Origin of the sequence: Bacillus toyonensis BCT-7112 (genome assembly GCF_000496285.1) — a bacterium.
GTDB classification, from domain to species: Bacteria; Bacillota; Bacilli; order Bacillales; family Bacillaceae_G; genus Bacillus_A; species Bacillus_A toyonensis.
On record NC_022781.1, the window covers coordinates 4,399,915 to 4,419,210 of the forward strand.

The following is a 19,296-nucleotide window of genomic DNA, read 5'->3' on the forward strand; positions in this document are numbered from 1 at the left end:
ATGAGTACAATACATCTCAACTACATTATTTATAGAAGAAAAAACGTCCTATTAAAATATAGGACGTTTTTATCTATGATTTACTAATTTCCCAACCTTCGCATGTTTTCTCTAATTCAATTACAATTACCTTTTTAGAATCTTTTTTATACAAAGCATCAACAAAATCTGAAAGATAAATATCATTGAGGGGAATGAATTAATATATGAGGGTTCATTTTCAATATTTAGCTCTCAAATGAAGCAACTTTAGTATTCAATCAAAAGTCCATTGTCTATGAAACAACTAAATTTTTAAACGGCTTTAATAGACATCTACCATTTACATAGACGGATGTCTATTGTATTTTTGGCGGCAAGATTAAATAGCTTTTTTGTTACTTTACAATAAAGTATACTTAATATTAGTAATTCATGTAATTAGGAGTGGTTTCTATATTTAGAGAAAATACAAAAAGGATACTTCTGTCATTAGTAACAAATCCAATACTAATAATTGTATACGGGATTTTTTGTTATGAGTTGGCCTTATACTGTCAGTACGGAAGAATGAATTATAATATTTACATTTTGTTATTATGTATAGTACTTTTTATATCCATAACTACATTTACTACAATGCGGGTGATAAAAAATAGAGAATATGAATCTAAAAAATTAACTAATTCAATAGCATGGAGATCCATTTCTATTATCATTATTGTTGCAATTACATCATTTTATGGGATGCAGATTTATAAAAGTGCAATAAATTACAATGGCAAATTGGCATGGTTTGTAGAAAAGTTAAAACATGAAAGGTCAGTTAAACTTAAACATAATAATATATATAAATCTGGAGTAGAAGGTATTTTTGAAGATATAAATAAAAAATATCCTTTGCCAAAGAAATTGTATATGGCAACTGATTTTGATCTTACATTTCATTCAGATGGAACAATTACAGCGTTTGATACATTTGTTTATGGGAAAAATGTTGATGGGAAAGAAGAAACTTATTTAATCTCTTATAATGAGAAGAAATCAGAAGATATTACTATAATACGAGACGGATACGCAAAGCCTGATTATAATGATGATAAATTAGTAGAACCTTTAATTAAAACGGTTAAGGCGATTCCAGTTAAGCAAACGGTCAAAAAATGGAATGAAAGTAAGTATGGGTTGATTTATTATGGAAAAAGAAATTGGGGATCCAATACAGAGGGAATTATTAATATTACTGAGGATGGTAAGGGGCAGAGTCTTAAAGAAGCAGCTTCTGATATCATTGGATATACTGTATCTATATTTGTCCCTGGAAAAGAGAAAGAGCTAGTCCCTGCTAGATATAATTTAATAAGTGACGCAAGTTGGAGTAAATCAAAGACGCCTCCAAAAGAAGATAGGCTTAAAGAGAAGGAACAACAAGATTTAAAGAATGAAAAAGAACAGTTTTTCCTATCGAAAGAAGTTGGTTATAAACTAAATATGACAGATAAAGCATTAGGGAGCGCCTTTTATTCATTAAGCAGGACTAGTGATGAAGGGGAAACATGGGAGGTTATTAATCCAGACCCATTTAATAGGGGGATTGGTAGTGTATCAGGAATCACTTTTATAAATGATAAACTTGGTTTTTTAGGAGCAGTTAGACCTTCTGGTAATGAGGGAGAGTTATATCGCACAGATGATGGGGGGGTATCTTTTAAAAAGGTAGAATATCCGCCGCATGAAGTGAAATTAGATTATACACAGTCCGCAATAAGTCCTTTTGATTCTCCTAGTATGCCATATGAGAAAGATGGGGTTTTTAATATGTTAGTTGGACAAGGGGCAGATGGAGACTACAATGGCGATAGTAGTGCACTTTATCAATCAAAAGATAACGGAGAGACATGGGAATTTGTAGAAGAAGTGAAAAAGAAATAGTCAGAATGTTCTTTTGAAAAATAAGGTAACTACTCAGCTATACATTTTATTTAGAAGTTTGGTAAGGAGTATAATTCCAGCGATGAAGATAAAAATGGACCTACACCTCGCTGCCTTTCTTTGTTTTAAAGCTTTGCGCGTGGCAGGAAAAGGCACTGACTGCCTCTATGCATGGCCAGTCCCTCTCGCCCATTTAAAAAGATGCTTTTCTGGCTTTTTTCATAGAGGGGCTGAGTAGTTACTAAAAGTAAATAATTTAAATCGAACCATAAGCTTGCCGGCAAATTTATGGTTCGATTTTTTTTAGGGCAAAGATATCGTTCTAAACGGGTATCACCACATCGCTATCAACTTAAAAGAGTGAACACCAAAAAAATGAAAAAAGAGCTGACTTTTGATGAGTTTATTTCTGTAAATCTAAAAAATTTTAGTTTAAACTTTCTTGTTTAAATAGTTTGGAGTTTCATGTCTTTCTACAACAGATGGGGGAAGGGGTTAATCCCCATTTTCCCGAGTTTACGTTAAATTCACATTTAACGTAAACAACAATTGTAGGAATCTAAAATTTTCATTTATCTAATCTAACAAGAGACCGTTTTTATATACTAATTAAAGTAGAATTTTAACTATGTATTTTTTATATAATAAAATTAAATATGTAATGAATAATGCATGACATTTTAAACCACTACTCTAACAGAGAAAATAATGAAAGTTCAGCAAGTTTGCATTGCTGAACTTTTATTATTTATTTTTTCCTATTCTGCCTAAGCTATCTTTAATAGTTGTTTCTCCAAGCTGTGTGTATAATAAGGCCGTATCTTGGCTGGTATGCCCAAGTTGTTGCATCACTTGTAACGAATTTTTGTCTTCCATATATAATTTATTTGCCAATGTGTGTCTTAATTTATGAGGATACATTTTTTTCCATATTCCTTAGTATATTTTTCTACTATATCTTGGATAGCCCTAACGGAAAGAGGCTGTGCAGTATGTTTATACTTTGATAAAAACACATTTTTTAATTCTTTTCCTAGAACATATTTGTTATCTCTAATTTCCATATACTTTTCAAGGGCATTTAATGCAATTGGGGTAATCCATACAGAGTCTTCTTTGTTTCCTTTTCGTATTACATCAATTAGCCTTTCTTTTAAGTTTATATCTTCCATACGAAGATCGGCCAATTCACTTACACGAATACCACTACCAAGAAAAAAAGAAAGGATTGCTACATCACGATGTTCATCTCTTAGGAAATAGAATAACTGATGTTTTGTTAAAGATTTTTCATGCTCATACTTAACATAATTCAAAAATACTTAATCGTCATCATGATGAAATGTCTTATTTTTAGCGTGAAAGCTGTTATGAAAAATAATACATATAGATGATAAGGAATAATGTTAGAACATGTATAGGTAAGATATTGAATATTAAATAGTAATATGTATTTAAATTTATTTTTTGGAATAAAGAAACTTTTGTGCGCTGTCAAATTCCTATCAAATTAATACAACTAAATGTTATTAAAATAATAAATAATCAATTATAAAAGTGATTTTGAACGTAAGGAATTTGTAAGGAAGAGGTAAGAAAAAAGAGATTTTCATTGTGTATGATTAAAATATAAAGGAGAGTGAGAGGAGAAAGACCATATATTTATATAGGGAAACAAATCGATTAATAAGACCTGTATGGAGGAAACGAGACATTACAAAAGTTAACATACATCTCAAACAAAGGATAGACTATTTTTTAGGTCAGAAAGCCGTTTGTAGAATAACGGATATAAGAGTGATTACAAATACAATGTCGTCCTTTTGCAGTTGGTTAAGAAGAAAGCTGTGTGATTAGTTCCAAACAGAAAATAAACATTTATACAATATGAATAGGGGAGAGGAATATTTTGATGAAAAAGCATCGTCAAATTACATTTACAGGTTTAGCCCTTTTAATAATTGGAGGTTCCCTGTTTTATACAACTCCAACCTCAAGTGTAAAAGCGGAGCTCACTCAAAATCTATCTAGTTCGTTACCAACAAGCAACCAAAGAGATCGAAATTCCGTCAAAGAGGCAATGCGGGATACATTGAAACTTGGATATCCAGGGATACTTGCTAAAACTTCTGAGGGCGGAAAAACATGGAGTTATGCAGCTGGGGTAGCGGATCTAAGTACCAAGAAACCAATGAAAACAGATTTTCGATTTCGAATTGGCAGCGTGACAAAGACGTTCACTGCAACAGTTATACTTCAATTAGCGGGAGAAAACCGCTTGAATCTAGACGATTCCATTGAAAAATGGTTGCCTGGTGTCATTCAAGGAAATGGATATGATGATAAATAGATTACTATCCGGCAATTATTGAACCACACAAGTGGTATTGCTAATTACACAACGTCAAAGGATTTTAATATCATGGATACAAAAAAATCTTATACTGCTGAAGAATTAGTAAAGATGGGAATATCCATGCCTCCAGATTTTGCTCCAGGAAAGAGCTGGTCGTATTCAAATACAGGATACGTATTACTAGGGATTATTATTGAAAAAGTAACTGGGAACAGCTATGCGGAAGAAATTGAAAATCGAATTATTGAACCACTTGAATTATCGAATACATTCTTACCCGGAAATTCAAGCGTTATTCCAGGAACCAAGCATGCCCGTGGATATATCCAATTAGACGGAGCAAGTGAGCCAAAAGATGTTACTTATTATAACCCAAGTATGGGGAGCTCGGCCGGAGATATGATTTCTACAGCTGATGATTTAAACAAATTCTTCACTTATTTACTTGGGGGCAAATTACTGAAAGAACAGCAACTAAAGCAAATGCTTACAACAGTCCCTACAGGAACAGATGAACTTGGCGATTCCGGGCTTGGAATTTTCAAAATGAAGCTTTCAAACGGTGTATCGATATGGGGGCATGGAGGAAGCATTCCTGGATTTTTAACTTTTGCTGGGGGCACACTTGGAGGCAAGCATACATTGGCCATCAATTTGAACAGCCTTAAAGCTGATAGTCCTGACCCTTTTAAAAATATTTTGCTTGCTGAATTTAGCAAGTAGATAAAAAGGAAAACGGATAAATTTTGTCATAGTTTTTATAGTTGAAAATATACTTTTCTGGTTCAAAAAACAATTTTTATGAAAAATATTTTGGGGTAAAGCAAGTTCTTAATTTGATGGACATTTGGTGGTACCCCATCGCTATCAAGCTAAGAAAACAAATTAACCCCAAAACAAAAAACCTTCACATTATATGTGATAGAAAAGGATAGATAAAGGCATTTTAGCCTTATCTATCCTTTTCTGTAATACAAATGATTACGTTTATTATTCAAAAGTAGGAATTTTTATTTTTATAAATCATAAAAATTTTAATTTGGATGCCGGTTTACCTGTATACCTTTGGTCGGCTACATGTGATTCAGCTTGGTCCTTCCATGCCACTCAAAAATCCAGTCAAAAAAAGAGGGAGAAGGCATTTTTTATTGAAGTTTGTTAATAGTAGCTTTTTAATTTGTTAGGGGGGATTGTAAAGTAGACTATTAATCTCTTTGATAATTTTAATTTTTCTTATAGTACAGGGCAAGCTGTATAAAAAAATTTAATTTCGAAAGGAGAATCAATAAATATGAGCACGAAAAGAAGGATAGGGAATAGGTTATTACTTGTTAGTGCAATTTGTACAATAGCTATTCCTTCAGTTTCATATGCGGAGGAAGTAATTTCACCTGAAAATTTTGTGAATGATTCAAGTTTGTATGAGGGACGGAATACGGATGTATTAAAATCAAGCTTATATCCTTGTACATATAAAAATCCGTTCAATCACCAATTTATTTCGACATTAAAGGAAACAAACAACAATATAAAAAAAATAGACAATCCTGAAAGTGAAAATCCTGTTATAGCTACTACCCTTTCATTTATCCGTTATATGGATACAGAAGACTATAAATCTGCAATTGATTTAACTTCTCGATCATTACAGAAAGTAATATCCGAAGAATGGCTGAAGAGTTATTGGAAGGAACTCCCTGCGCAATTACAAGCAGGTTCTTTTAAGGAGATTGGAGAGGTAACACAAAAAGAGACAAATTCTGTTCATACAAATGTAGAGATTAAATTAGTTTTTGAACAATTTACAGTACCTTTATTAATTAAGCTAGATCCATCTGGAAAAATAGATGATTTTCAACTTAGTATGTCGTTTAGTCCAGTTGCAGAGCGTCCGTCATATAGTAAGCCTGAATCCTTTGTTGATAAAGAAGTAGTGGTTGGAAGTGGTGCGTTTCCATTATCAGGAACATTGTCTGTTCCGAAGGGGAAGGGTCCTTTCCCAGCGGTTATTCTTGTTCAAGGATCTGGAGCAACCGATCAGGATGAAACAGCGTTTGCTTTAAAACCATTTCGTGATTTAGCTGAAGGTCTTGCCTCGAAAGGAATTGCTGTCCTTCGCTATAATAAACGAACTTATGAACATGGATTGAAAACACAATCCAGTCCTTTTTATACAGTGGACAAAGAGACAACAGATGATGCTCTTCTTGTGACTCATTTTCTTAAAAATGAATCTCTGATAGATAAGAATCAAATTTATATTCTTGGTCATAGTCAAGGTGGAATGATGCTTCCGAAAATGATTGAAAAAGACCAAAATCAAAATATTGCTGGGGCGATTGTGATGGGAGGACCAGCCCGTACGATTCAAGATGTTGTTTTAGATCAATTTGAGTATCTTTTTTCTATTGGAGCAATGAAACCGGATGAATATAAATTTTACAAATCGCAATTTGAATTATTAAATGATCCCAACTTCTCTAGTCAGAATCCTCCAAAAGGTTTTTATTTAGGATCAGCAGTATTTTGGGATTCTATTCGTAAAGTTAAAGCAGCAGAAATGTCAAAAGAACAAAAGACACCGCTTCTAATTATTCAAGGAGAAAGAGACTATCAAGTTCAATCAAAAATCGAAATTCCTCTATGGAAAGAGCAATTAAAAGAACGAGATAACGTTGATTATCGACTATATCCAAAGTTAAATCACTTCTTTACAGAAGGAGATGGAGAATTAAGTAAACCGGATGAATATTATAGTCCTGCTAATATCCCTGAGTATGTAATAAATGATATTGCTACTTGGGTGCAAGGAAGATCGAAATAAAATTAGCACCCTTCTTTGTGCCTCCGCCATGTTTCAAATACGCCAATTACTCCTCCAAAAGAAGAAACGAGAATGGAGCGAATATAAAGCGATTTATGTCATAAAAGAGTACTTGCTACTTATTTATTATTCTTTACAAAAAGAAGCCAAAGAATGAACAAAGATATTATTTCATCTCTTCAATCTCTAACATAAAAACAGATAAAGATCTTTAATAGGTATGAGAAGTATTGTTTGGCTTCTGGTGAAAAGACGTGAAACTAGTTTCGATATAGTAATAATAAAGATGCTTAATTTTGATATAGAATATAATAGCCTTACTACATATTGAATGTAGTAAGGCTATTTAAAGATTTGAAAACAGGATAAACTTATTCAAAATTGCCTACCAAAAATGATGGAAAATTAGATTTATAGTCTTATTTCTTACTGCATCTTGTAACTACAGCTTAGCTAGCTCTAAAGAAATAACAAACCGTTTTCTCATTCGATAATTCCAATTTCTAGAGCCTTCTGGACAGCTTCTTCCTTGTTACGTACTCCTAACTTTGTGTAAGCCGAGGAAGCATAGTTTCTGACCGTACCATTCGATAAATATAGCCTTGAAGCTATCGTATTGTATCGAAGTCCTTTTGCTACTAGTTGCAATATTTCTATCTCTCTGGCTGTTAGTTCATAAGCAGTTGCTTTTGATTGTGGTGTCTCGTTTTGCTCATCAAACTGCTCAAATATTTTGTGAGACATACCCTGATCAATCAGCGTCCCACCGCCATGAATAAGTCGGATCGTATTAGCTAGCTCTAACGTTTCAATGGATTTAAGTAAAAAACCATCCGCACCGTTACGAAGCGAGTCTAACGCCTGTTTCGTATCCTGAAACGTTGTAAAAATCAATACGCGGATATGTGGCCATTGTTGCTTAATTTTTTTTGTCGCTTCGACTCCATCCATTTGCTGCATATCTAAATCCATGAGTACAACGTGAGGTTGAAGGCGCCCACACAAGTCGATGGCTTGATCGCCATCTTCAGCCAAACCGACTACATTTATATCTTCATACCTGTCGAGTAGTGTACTCAAACTTTCCCGAACAAATGGCTGATCGTCGACAATTAACAAACGAATAAGTCCATCTTTTATTTCAGTTTGTCGCGGTATGGTACATGTAACAAGCATTCCTTCCTCTGGCTTTGTATATACAGACAATTGACCTTGCAAATTCATTGCCCGCTCTTTCATCGTATTCATACCGAAGCCTTCCTGCCATTCTACATTTCCCTTTCCATTATCTTGCACTTCTAATCTCGTATATTGTTGTTCAAACTGCAATGAAACTATTATTTCAGTCCCTTGACCATGACGTACCGCATTCGTAAGGGACTCTTGTAAACAACGAATGAATGCTATCTTCGCTTGTCGAGACAGTTGATATTCATCTCCGAATGTTCGGAAGCTTACATCCACCTGAGCGTGCTCCTGAAATTCAGCTCCAAGATTTTGTAGAGATTGAATCAAGGAAGGCGATTGACACTGAGGATCCATTTGATGTAGGTAACCTCTCACGTCCTCGATGCTTTTACGTCCCATTTCAAGCAGGGAATCTAGCCTCTGTACACCCATTTCGGTAGCAAGATCGGTTCGCAACGTTTCCATCCCCATAATAATGGAAGTATAGGCGTGACCTACTGTATCATGCAGCTCACTAGAGAGCCTGTTTCGTTCCTCGGCCAGTGTGATGCGTTCGATCTGAGACATATATTGCTCAAGTACCGCGTTTTGTTTACGAATTACTTCATTTTGTTTATGATTGATGATTAATAAATGGAAAGCGAATCCCATTACATAAGCGAATCCGTAGTAGGTGACCATAATCCAATAGCTATTACTTGGCGCAACTGCATAGAAAATCCCGGTTATTACAAAAACTGTTGTTGGAGCTGTCCAATAATAGGACAAATGCTTACTATTTGCTGCGATAAGAAACACCGATATAAGAAAAATATTGTAAGCTTCTGGAAATAAAGAGGTTAAATATATACATAGTCCACCATATAGCAATATTTCTGTGAATAAGTAATATTTGTAATTGAACAGCAAGGCCACCCATGGAATAGAGAAGGCAATAATTTCCCAAAGAATAATAATCCAAAGTGGTAATGTTAAACCATCCTGAAAATTTAATGTTGCTAGGATGGTAGACACACTAACAAGTAGACGGATTCCTAACATAATCCAATCATACCAAAACCAATATTTAACCATATCAAACAATTCATTTACCCCCTAAGTAGCCTTCTTTCTCATTTCCTATATTATAGAATAATCCTTCTTGCATTGTTATATTTTTAAGTTTAAACTGCCTACTATTCGTAGACTACAAATTTCTATCGATTTAGTTGTTGAATCATACTGCGTGTATAACCTCCAAACTTTTTCGTTAAACCATCTACTATTTTAATACTTATGGCGGTAAACATTATACCCATAAACATTACAAGGAGTGACTTTGGAAAAGTATCTATCTGTATGAGAATAATATTCATATCGATGTATCGATACAATAGTGGTGCTAACAGGAACATAAGTGGCATTACATAAAAAATGATTGCACTAATGAGACTGAAAATGCCAATCACAAATTTCTGCATTAACCAAAAGACAGCAGACCAAGTGCGGCGATCCGTAAGTCCTAATTTCACTTGAGCCCAGTCCGATGTATCCGTTGTTACACTTCTATCGTAAGAGTCTGTCGAAATATCAGTATAAATTTTCGTTTGTATGCGCTCGAATTGGATAAAGGGTGTGGTAGTTTGTAGTACACGTATAACTAGTGGAATCCCAACTACCGTAAATGAAAGGGTGAAACTGAATAGCAGAGCTATTAAGTAAAAACAAAAATAAAACAAACCTGTAATGAAAGTTAGTAATAAAAAATAACCATTCTGGATAAATCTTAATCTCATAAAGTGCATCGCTCCTATCTATGTAATAACCGCATCATACTGCTTTTTTTGTCAAACTCACCAGTGTAAAAATGTCATATGACATTTTTACATGATGATAAAAGGGGGGATTAGCCTATTCCTAGTTAAAAACAAGACGATTTTATTAATCCTCTACAAAACAATCCCGTTCTTAGATCTGCAAGAAGGGATTGTTTTGTACTCTTATTTAATATGAGATGGACTTGTTTTTCGGATATGAAAAATAATATCGAATTGCTCAAGCAATGAAGTATCAAAGTATAACGAACCGTCTGGGAGGAGTTGTCCCCCTATACTTAGTAATGGCCTTTTTGCTCTAACCCATTTCTCTGCGTGTCCTTTAAGGTGACGGTTATCCAATAAAAACATTTTATATGGTACTTTTCCGAGGGTGTAATTGAAACTTTTTACATTTTGTGGAATAGTATCTGTTGCAATCTTACCTCCGGTGGAAGGATTATATTCGCTGTATAAAGTGAAATTTCCCTCCGTAGTTGTACTACCAATTGTGACATAATTATTGTCTAAACGTTCCTTCAAAAACTGCCCCGCAGCATCAGGGTATAATTTCTCATCGATAATTCCTTTAGCCATATGAATATTGTGTGCCCATACCATAGTTTTACCACCAAATGTCTCTTGTGCCCACATTGCATGATCGGCCAAGTATTGCTCGTGTAGCTTTATTACATTTGGGTAGTCATTAGAAAGCAGCATTGTGGTAAATTTCTCTATTGCATTCGCTGTTGCTTTTACCCAGATGTACTCGGATGAACCTACATCTTTGTTTGTCTGTTCCTTCTCATCTTTTAGTAATTGGGCTACTTTCTCAGCGTTTGCCTTGAACTTTGCTTTCATTTCAGGAGAAAGATTCATATATTCCTGTATACTTCCAGTGAAAGAAGAAAGATCTTTATAGTTTTCTTCTACTTCTGCCCGCAAATCTGGTCGATGCTGCTTTACATAATCAATTACTTTATTAAAGACACTTTGGTCCATTGTTTTTAAGTCAAGTCCGATAAATTGGATTTTCTTTTTATTGGATGGATCAGCATTATAATCTTTCATCCACTCAATCATGGCAATAATTTCATCAGTAGGATATAACAATTTCAAAAACTCCCTAGGGTTTCCTTTTCCTGTTTGTATATATTCATTTAACTTTAATCCGTTTCCCCAATCTTCTTCCATTGTGAAATTTGTAAAACCCATCTCAGTAACCAAATATTTCACAAGTCGAAACTTCATAGTGAAAATTTCAGAGCTTCCATGAGTATTCTCTCCTAATCCTACATATTGTGCGCTCCCAATCATTTTCTTAAGTGGTTTTAAATCCTCAAATGGTTTTGACGGTTCTATCGTTTTTAATGGATGCGCCTGTGATTGTATTGATTTAACGATATTTTTTTGGATTGATTGAGCTGAATCTTCAACTGCAACCGTTTGTGCTTTTCCTACTTCTCCACCTCCTGCGACTAATATAGCTGTACTAACCATTGCAACCATTCCACAATACCTCTTTTTTTATTCATTTTTTTCACCTCAATTGAATTATTTTCAAAAGCAAGATTGATTCATGTACTTGCACGAATCAATTGCCGTAATTCAATTTTTATTTATTCCATATCATATTTTCTAGTTACATATTGTCACAAGATTATTTGACACAGGTCATAGGTTAAACATTACAGTTTCGTACTATCGGTTATGACAACTTATGAAGAATAATTACATGATTGAATCGTAAGTAAGGCTAGATTATGAATTTAAGAGGGGGGGATTGATTAATCAATATGAAAAAACATCTTCATTCTGTGTTGTATTTCTCGAAATGACAGGAAGTTGATTAGATAAACAAATTAATAAAAGGGGAAGGACGGATTACAATGATATTACATGCAAAATCATTCCACAATATGGATAAAGTCCAACGTGCTAAAAAAGGACTTCAACTGTTTTTAAGTATTTTGTTCATTATTTCTATTCTTTTAAATGTAGTAATAATGATTACGAAAAGCATGCCGCTAATTGTGGTATATATGTTTACTCCTGCAATTTCTTCTATTCTAACTCGTATCATACTGCGAGAAGGCTTTAAAGATGTATCTTTTAGTCTAGATAACTTAAAGATATGGAAGGGGATTGCTTTGGCCCTGATAATACCTATGATAATATGTGGAATTACATATTCGATTGCCTGGTTTAGCGGATTTGCGAGGTTTCAGCTCCCACAAGGTGGTATGCTAGAACCTATCTACAATATACTTGGACTTCAGTATCTACCGATACCATTACGTTTCATTTTTATAGTAGTATTGAGCGGAATTTTAGGAAGCTTGCTTAACTTAATCCCAGTTATGGGAGAAGAGATGGGTTGGCGGGGTTATATGCTCACAAGGCTAGTCGATGCGGAATTTTCACATCCAATCCTTATTGGTGGATTAATATGGGCAACATGGCATGTCCCAATTGTTATTGTTGGTCTATATGTAGAGGGAACATCTGTCTTTCACTCTGTACTTGGCATCTATTTTTGTATTGTACCATTCAGTTATATTACAGCTTATTTACGACTTATCACAGGTAGTGTTTGGCCGTCGGTTATCATCCACACCACTTGGAATGCTATTATTCAAGGGCCTTTTGCACGTGCAACTACAGGATATCAATTAGAGATTTGGATTGGAGAATCTGGCTTGATAACCGCTCTTATTATTTCGATTACTGCAATAATTGTGTATCGGATCATAAGGTTTACTAAACATGTATAACTTTGAAATAAAAGTATGATATTTAAAAAATGTAATTTTGTTACTTTTAATTGAGCATTCACAGCATGGGATAGATTAGGAGAGTCCTCAACCCATATTTTAAAATCTTGAGTAAATGAATCCGTCTCGCTCCAAACATAATTATGTTTGGAGCGAGACGGATTCTTATATGAGAACTAATCGTAATATCAAATCACATTTTTTTACTTCAAGGACATATAGAAAAGAGAAGATATCTCATCTTTTGAAATGTAGTAGCTAATTTAGATGTGAATAGATTTAGAATTATTTATAAAATCATGAAATCTAGAAATACCAATTACCATGTTACGAAAGACGAATTAAGAGAGGATACTTGGATAATGCAACTCTCCCTATTGTGAAGCAATAAAGAAAAAGCGTATAATATTATAGTTATCCCATTTTTGGGAGCGACCCGCGAATGATAAATAAGATTGTTGTTTTATCATCGCTTCTAAACATATATACAATGAAAGTAACACTGGAATACAGATAGGGAGTTATACAATGAAATTAATTATTGCCGAGAAACCAGATCAAGGTTTGGCTCTTGTTTCACAGTTTAAATATCGCCGAAAAGATGGATATTTAGAAGTAGAAGCAAATGAGTTATTTCCAAATGGAGCGTACTGTACATGGGCAATTGGTCATTTGACGCAGTTATGTAATCCAGAACATTATCATGCGGAGTGGAAAAAATGGTCACTTAATACGTTACCGATGATTCCAGAACGTTTTCAATTTGAAGTAACAAAGTCAAAATATAAGCAATTTAATGTAGTGAAACAGCTGTTACATAATCCGGGGGTAACAGAAATTATTCACGCAGGCGATGCTGGGCGCGAAGGGGAATTAATTGTACGAAACATTATTAATCTTTGTAACGTGCAAAAGCCGATGAAACGTCTTTGGATTTCATCTTTAACGAAGCAAGCCATTTATCAAGGATTTAAAAATTTACTAGATGAAGCAGATACGATTAATACGTATTACGAAGCATATACAAGATCTTGCGCCGACTGGGTTGTTGGTATGAATGCATCGCGTGTTTTTAGCATTTTGCTAAAGAAAAAGGGAATGAATGATGTGTTTTCCGCCGGACGTGTACAAACACCGACACTCGCATTAATCGTAAAGCGTGAGAAAGAAATTGAAGACTTTAAGTCAGAGCCGTTTTGGGAAGTGTTCGCAACCTTTAATATTGAAGGGAAGAAATATGATGGGAAATGGGAGAAGGATAATGAATCCCGCTTAAAAGACCCTGATATGGCGAATAAAATTGCGGCTTTTTGTCAAGGGAAACCGGCAGAAGTGAAAGAAATGAAAACGGAGCGTAAAGAGTTTCAGCCGCCGCTTTTATTTAATTTATCAGCACTGCAAGCGACAGCAAATAAAGCTTTTAAATTTTCGCCGAAAAAGACGCTTGATATAACGCAAGCACTATATCAAAAAGGGATAGTTTCTTATCCACGTTCGGATTCTAACTATGTTACACAAGGAGAAGCAGCGACGTTCCCTGATATTTTACAGAAATTAAGTCAGTTTGATGAATATAAAGGTTTATTACCGGCTCCGGTTGAATCGATTATGAACAATAAGCGTTATGTGAATGAAAAGAAAGTTACAGATCACTACGCAATTATACCGACAGAACAAGTTACCAATCCAAGCAAATTATCAGGCGATGAAAAGAAAATTTACGATATGATCGTAAGACGACTTATTGCGGCGCATTATGAAGTAGCAATCTTTGACTACACAACAATTACAACTCTTGTAGACGAACGTGCTGCGTTCATTTCGAAAGGAAAACAGCAAATACAAGAAGGTTGGCGTAAAGTTATTTTCCAAGACGATAAAGATGACGAAACGATTCTTCCAATTGTAGCTGAAGGTGACCAAGGAAAAGTTGTAAAGGTGAAAGTGAAAGAAGGAAAAACACAGCCACCGAAGCGTTATACAGAAGGACAACTTATTACGTTAATGAAAACGGCAGGTAAGTATTTAGAGAATGAAGAGCTGGAGAAAGTATTAAAGAAAACAGAAGGTTTAGGTACGGAAGCGACTCGTGCCGGCATCATTACGATGCTGAAAGACCGTAAATATATAGATGTGCAGAAAAACCAAGTGTATGCGACTGATAAGGGAAAAGTATTAATTACAGCAATCGGCGACAAAATACTAGCTTCACCGGAAATGACTGCAAAATGGGAACAACGTCTTGCAGAGATCGGAGAAGGTACCGCTTCACCAGCTACATTTATGGAACAAACGAAAAAGCTATCAGCTAAAATTATTGAAGATGCGGTAGAAATGTCGGAGAAATGGGATTTCACTGGATTACATGTTGAATCGATTGAGCGAAAAGGATCAAAATTTACGACAGGTAAAAAGGTTGGAAGTTGTAAAAAATGCGATGGTGATGTAATTGATAAATCTACGTTTTACGGTTGTTCCAATTACAATACAACACAATGTGACTTTACCATCTCGAAGAAAATATTAAGTAAAACAATTTCGCAAAAGAATATGACAAAGCTCTTAAAAGGTGAGAAGACCGATTTAATTAAAGGCTTTAAAAAGGGCGAGAAAACGTTTGATGCGAAGTTAGAGTGGAAAGATAATAAGATTAATTTTGTGTTTGAGAATTAAGTAGTTTCAACAAGTGACAAAGCTCTTTCCCGAGTAAAATGTTCTATATTCGATTTGGAAATATAGATAGAAAAGAAAAAGCATGACAATTTTATGTCATGCTTTTTTATTTTATATTTACAGGGTTTTGTATACTAGCACTAAAATTTATTTGAAATAATTGTTTGAAAAGATGGTATGAAATAGCGTTAAGTAGCAATAAAGTTATTTAATTTACAATAAAGTCTTTTAAAATATAAAAAAGTTTAAAGATCTTTCTTTAACTAAACGGCAGGTTAGTTTTAATATAATGTTTGTTTTATCATTTAACCAAAGTGATAGAAGGTCAAAGAAAAGGGAGTAATAAAGAAGTGCCATTCCTAATGTGGACTGGCACTTGATAAGGTGCAAAATTCATTATTTGATTTCGGCTGAGGAATTTGATTCATCTATTTTTCCTGTACTTTATTATGATTCCTTGGGCAGCCTTTTCTGTTTTAAATACCCATTGTTGGAGAGGTGGTTGATAATACGGTATCATCCACCCTAAAATTTTGCCGATAAAATAGGCGGCAATTAGTGTGCCAATTCCTATTGAGCCTAATGATTGAATGAAAATTATACAAAGTGCACCAGCTACACAAATGTTTATTAAATCGCTCAAAATTTTTGCTTTACCGAATTTTAAATTAAATTTTTCACTAATTGCATAAGTTAATGCATCATACGGCATTAATGGCAGTTTCGCTGTTGTATAGCCCATTAAACCGACTGCTATAACAAATAAACTAACAATCAAATATATACTTCGAGCAAGGAGAGTTTCAGGTGCAGGGAAAAGTTGGACAAGGAAGAGCGTTGCATCCATGAAAAAACCAAATAAAAACGAAATAATGAATTGACTCACAAATTCATTTAACTCCATTCGTTTACTTAATATCACTTGAATGATAATGTATAAAACATTTGCAAGCGCCATTGTCACACCAATCGATAAACCAATCGTTAGCGTACTTGCATATGCTAATGATGACACAGGCGATACACCAAATCCTGCTTGAATCGACATGCTAATGCCAATCGACATAAAAAATAACCCGAGCACGTATAAGAAGATGCGCTTCAAGGTTCTGTTCCAATGATTCATAGTATCTCTCACTTTCTAGTTAATATTATCAATATAAAGACTATAGCTATAGAATTAAATATAACGCCAAATTCGACATATGAAAAAAATATATATGATAAACTAATCATATCAAAAAACATATGACGGAGAGATACAATGGATTTCAGGCAATTATATTACTTTAAAGAAATTGTGAAACAAGGAAGCATTTCTAAAGCAGCAGAAGTGCTCCATATCGCGCAGCCCCCGCTTAGCCAATTATTAAAAAAGCTTGAAACTGATCTTGGCACAACTTTAATTCATCGATATCGTCAAAAATGGGAGCTTACAGCAACAGGTGAAATACTATACCAATATGCCAATAAAATGTTAATGCAAATTCAAGATGTAAAGCAGCAAATTCAAGAAATTGAACAAGGTATAGGCGGAACAGTAAGTATCGGTGTATCGTCTACATGTTCGAATATGCTCATTGACTATGTTAGTATGTTTAGAACACAATACCCTAATGTCAAAATAAAAATAGTAACTGGAAATTCAGAAGAATTATTAAAAAAACTAGAACAAAGAGAAATTGATGTTGCCTTACTTTTACGATTGGGCAATAGTGAACAATATGAGATGAAAATATTAAAAAAACAACCAACCGCTGTGATTATTCCATCAAGTTGGGCAACATCGTTTTCATCACAGCATGTGACGATTGAACAGATTGCCAGGTTCCCATTCATTATGCTAGGAGCAATGGAAGGGCTCTCTTTCAATGAAGACCTTTTCAAGGTGTTTGATGAACATCAGGTCAAGCCAAATATCATTATCGAGTGTAAAGATATACGGATGGTTGTAGCACTTGTTAGTAGAGGACTAGGATTATCCGTTATTCCAAGAATGGATTACACATCATCATTTTTAGAACATACAACGCTTTTTGAATTGAAACAATTTGATTTTCATATAGAACCTGTAATAGTAAAATTAAAAGACCAAAGAATTTCCAAAGTAGCATCTCAATTTTGGGAAATGGTTGATTAGGAGATATGAACAAAGCAAAAATAGCCTTCAATCAAGTAATAAAGACATCTTACGAAAAATTGAGCCGGGATAAAAAGTTCTTTACTTGAGGAAGTTTCAAAACTGACTGTAGCTTACACCGATGTCTATAAAAAGTTATAGAGCATTTCTTTGAATGAGGAATGCTTTTTGTTTTTGCTTGGAATAAAATATACAACAAAAATATTATCTAAAATAATAAAATTTTATTGTAAAACGATAAAATTTATATTAAAATCAAAATCAGAATAAAAAATCGAGTTGCTTTTTATCGAAAAGGTAACAACGTTGTTTTTTTAGAGGAGGTAAAAATATGAACAGTCACAATTTGATTATTGAAAATATGGATAACCCTCATGAGTTGGAGAGAATGTATAGAAAAGACCCGAAAGCTTTTAAAAAGTCATTCTCACAAGCATGGGAACAAAATCCGGATTCTCAGGTTTTGGGTATTTGGTATGAAAGATTACATTTCAAGGAGAAGGGAAATACAAGAAAGTCCTCCTTGATTCAAAAGGGTTTCTTATTCATGGGCATGTTAGCAATTCTAGCCGGATTAAGCACCAGAATCATTTTCCACTTTGTCGAACAGGAAGCAATTGCTCCAATTAATCTGGCTTTTGGTATAATCCCTTTTATTGCTGCCTATTTTGTCTACAATAATACTCCGAAAAAAAGTATTATTTATTCTCTTGCAGCGTTGTTCCTAATTTCTGGACTTTATCTTAATATGCTGCCATTAAATGATAAAGACAGTATTATCCTTGCTTATTTACACCTTCCTATATTCTTATGGGTATTGGTAGGGCTTGCGTTTACAGGAAATGAATATTCAAAAGGCAGTACAAGGTTAGCTTATATTAAATTTAATTTGGAATATTGTATTCTTTATGCCAGCATGGCAGTTAGCGGAATGATACTAGCAGTATTCACCATGCGGTTATTTAGTTTTGTTGACTTGGATATAGGAGAGTTCTATTTTAGTAATGTTGTTTTATTTGGTGCTGCCGCTCTCGCTATTGTGGCTGCATACTTAGTATCAATGAATCTTAAGTTTGCTAAAAATATTACCCCCTATATAGCTAAAATCTTTAGTCCGCTTGTCCTGATCACCTTGTTGATCTATCTTATAACGGTTATATGGGTTGGGAAAAATCCATTTTTGGACCGCAATTTCTTGATGGTCTTCAATGGAATACTTCTTGTTGTATTGGCTGTTACTATATTTTCCATTGTTGAGAGCGACTCAGATGAGAAAAAGAACATTTCAGATTATATAAATTTTGTCTTAATTGTTCTTGCACTTATTATTGACAGTGTGGCTTTGTCAGCTATCGTGTTCAGACTTTCTTCCTATGGTATTACGCCTAATAGACTTGCTGTTTTAGGAGTCAACATACTGATTTGGGCAAATCTAATTTGGATTATGCTTTCTTATATGCGTTTTCTACAAAATAAATCCGGACCTTTACCTATCCAAGATGCCGTTACGAAGTATTTGCCAATCTACGGACTTTGGGCAGCGTTTGTTATATTTACTTTTCCTATCCTTTTTAATTAAAAAGGATCTGTTAATGTAACGAAAAGTCAATCTTCTATAACGTATAAAATTTTTAGAG

At 34.2% G+C, this 19,296-nt stretch carries 10 protein-coding genes and 4 pseudogenes; 8 read left to right on the forward strand and 6 right to left on the reverse strand.

Annotated features, from left to right (window positions below):
- Positions 1 to 73: 73 nt before the first annotated feature.
- Positions 74 to 163, reverse strand: a pseudogene (locus tag BTOYO_RS28370) (DUF4878 domain-containing protein); the annotation flags it as partial.
- A gap of 263 nt (positions 164 to 426) precedes the next feature.
- Here BTOYO_RS28370 and BTOYO_RS22495 point away from each other — a divergent pair.
- The gene (locus BTOYO_RS22495) at positions 427 to 1,911 is read left to right on the forward strand and encodes a WD40/YVTN/BNR-like repeat-containing protein (protein ID WP_080001225.1); all 1,485 of its coding nucleotides are present in this window, start codon (positions 427 to 429) and stop codon (positions 1,909 to 1,911) included.
- 744 nt (positions 1,912 to 2,655) lie between these two features.
- Here BTOYO_RS22495 and BTOYO_RS22500 read toward each other — a convergent pair.
- A pseudogene (locus BTOYO_RS22500) lies at positions 2,656 to 3,266 on the reverse strand (tyrosine-type recombinase/integrase); the annotation flags it as partial.
- A 557-nt stretch (positions 3,267 to 3,823) separates the two neighbouring features.
- Between BTOYO_RS22500 and BTOYO_RS22505 the strand changes: the two are divergent.
- The 3 genes and pseudogenes from BTOYO_RS22505 to BTOYO_RS28075 form a co-directional block, all read left to right on the forward strand.
- Positions 3,824 to 4,990: pseudogene (locus tag BTOYO_RS22505) on the forward strand (serine hydrolase domain-containing protein).
- A gap of 568 nt (positions 4,991 to 5,558) precedes the next feature.
- Positions 5,559 to 7,091 carry an alpha/beta hydrolase gene (locus tag BTOYO_RS22510; protein WP_000105168.1) on the forward strand — a complete coding sequence of 511 codons (1,533 nt, stop codon included), beginning with the start codon at positions 5,559 to 5,561 and terminating at the stop codon, positions 7,089 to 7,091.
- A gap of 1 nt (position 7,092) precedes the next feature.
- Positions 7,093 to 7,245: pseudogene (locus BTOYO_RS28075) on the forward strand (IS4 family transposase); the annotation flags it as partial.
- Between the two features lie 329 nt (positions 7,246 to 7,574).
- On the opposite strand, the gene BTOYO_RS22515 reads toward BTOYO_RS28075, so the two are convergent.
- The 3 genes from BTOYO_RS22515 to BTOYO_RS22525 form a co-directional block, all read right to left on the reverse strand.
- On the reverse strand, positions 7,575 to 9,362 hold the full coding sequence (locus BTOYO_RS22515) for a response regulator (protein WP_000460014.1): 1,788 nt from the start codon (positions 9,360 to 9,362) through the stop codon (positions 7,575 to 7,577).
- 113 nt (positions 9,363 to 9,475) lie between these two features.
- Complete coding sequence (locus tag BTOYO_RS22520) at positions 9,476 to 10,054, reverse strand: sensor domain-containing protein (RefSeq protein ID WP_001239359.1); 579 nt, start codon at positions 10,052 to 10,054, stop codon at positions 9,476 to 9,478.
- Positions 10,055 to 10,258: 204 nt separating this feature from the next.
- Positions 10,259 to 11,581: an erythromycin esterase family protein gene (locus BTOYO_RS22525; RefSeq protein WP_000226292.1), complete on the reverse strand. Its 1,323-nt coding sequence runs from the start codon at positions 11,579 to 11,581 to the stop codon at positions 10,259 to 10,261.
- Between the two features lie 380 nt (positions 11,582 to 11,961).
- Here BTOYO_RS22525 and BTOYO_RS22530 point away from each other — a divergent pair, with 380 nt between their 5' ends.
- Complete coding sequence (locus tag BTOYO_RS22530; protein WP_000600474.1) at positions 11,962 to 12,846, forward strand: CPBP family intramembrane glutamic endopeptidase; 885 nt, start codon at positions 11,962 to 11,964, stop codon at positions 12,844 to 12,846.
- A 528-nt stretch (positions 12,847 to 13,374) separates the two neighbouring features.
- Positions 13,375 to 15,519 (forward strand): DNA topoisomerase III, encoded by a 2,145-nt coding sequence (gene topB / locus BTOYO_RS22535; protein ID WP_000766748.1) that lies wholly within the window; start codon positions 13,375 to 13,377, stop codon positions 15,517 to 15,519.
- A gap of 424 nt (positions 15,520 to 15,943) precedes the next feature.
- Here the strand turns inward: topB and BTOYO_RS22540 are convergent, their stop codons facing one another.
- Entirely contained in the window at positions 15,944 to 16,645 is a 702-nt protein-coding gene (locus tag BTOYO_RS22540) for a YczE/YyaS/YitT family protein (RefSeq protein ID WP_001017070.1), read from the reverse strand.
- A 138-nt stretch (positions 16,646 to 16,783) separates the two neighbouring features.
- Between BTOYO_RS22540 and BTOYO_RS22545 the strand changes: the two genes are divergently transcribed.
- Both BTOYO_RS22545 and BTOYO_RS22550 read left to right on the forward strand, forming a co-directional pair.
- On the forward strand, positions 16,784 to 17,659 hold the full coding sequence (locus BTOYO_RS22545) for a LysR family transcriptional regulator (RefSeq protein WP_000347546.1): 876 nt from the start codon (positions 16,784 to 16,786) through the stop codon (positions 17,657 to 17,659).
- A 331-nt stretch (positions 17,660 to 17,990) separates the two neighbouring features.
- Positions 17,991 to 19,238 (forward strand): DUF4153 domain-containing protein, encoded by a 1,248-nt coding sequence (locus BTOYO_RS22550; protein ID WP_001084258.1) that lies wholly within the window; start codon positions 17,991 to 17,993, stop codon positions 19,236 to 19,238.
- Positions 19,239 to 19,296: the final 58 nt, after the last annotated feature.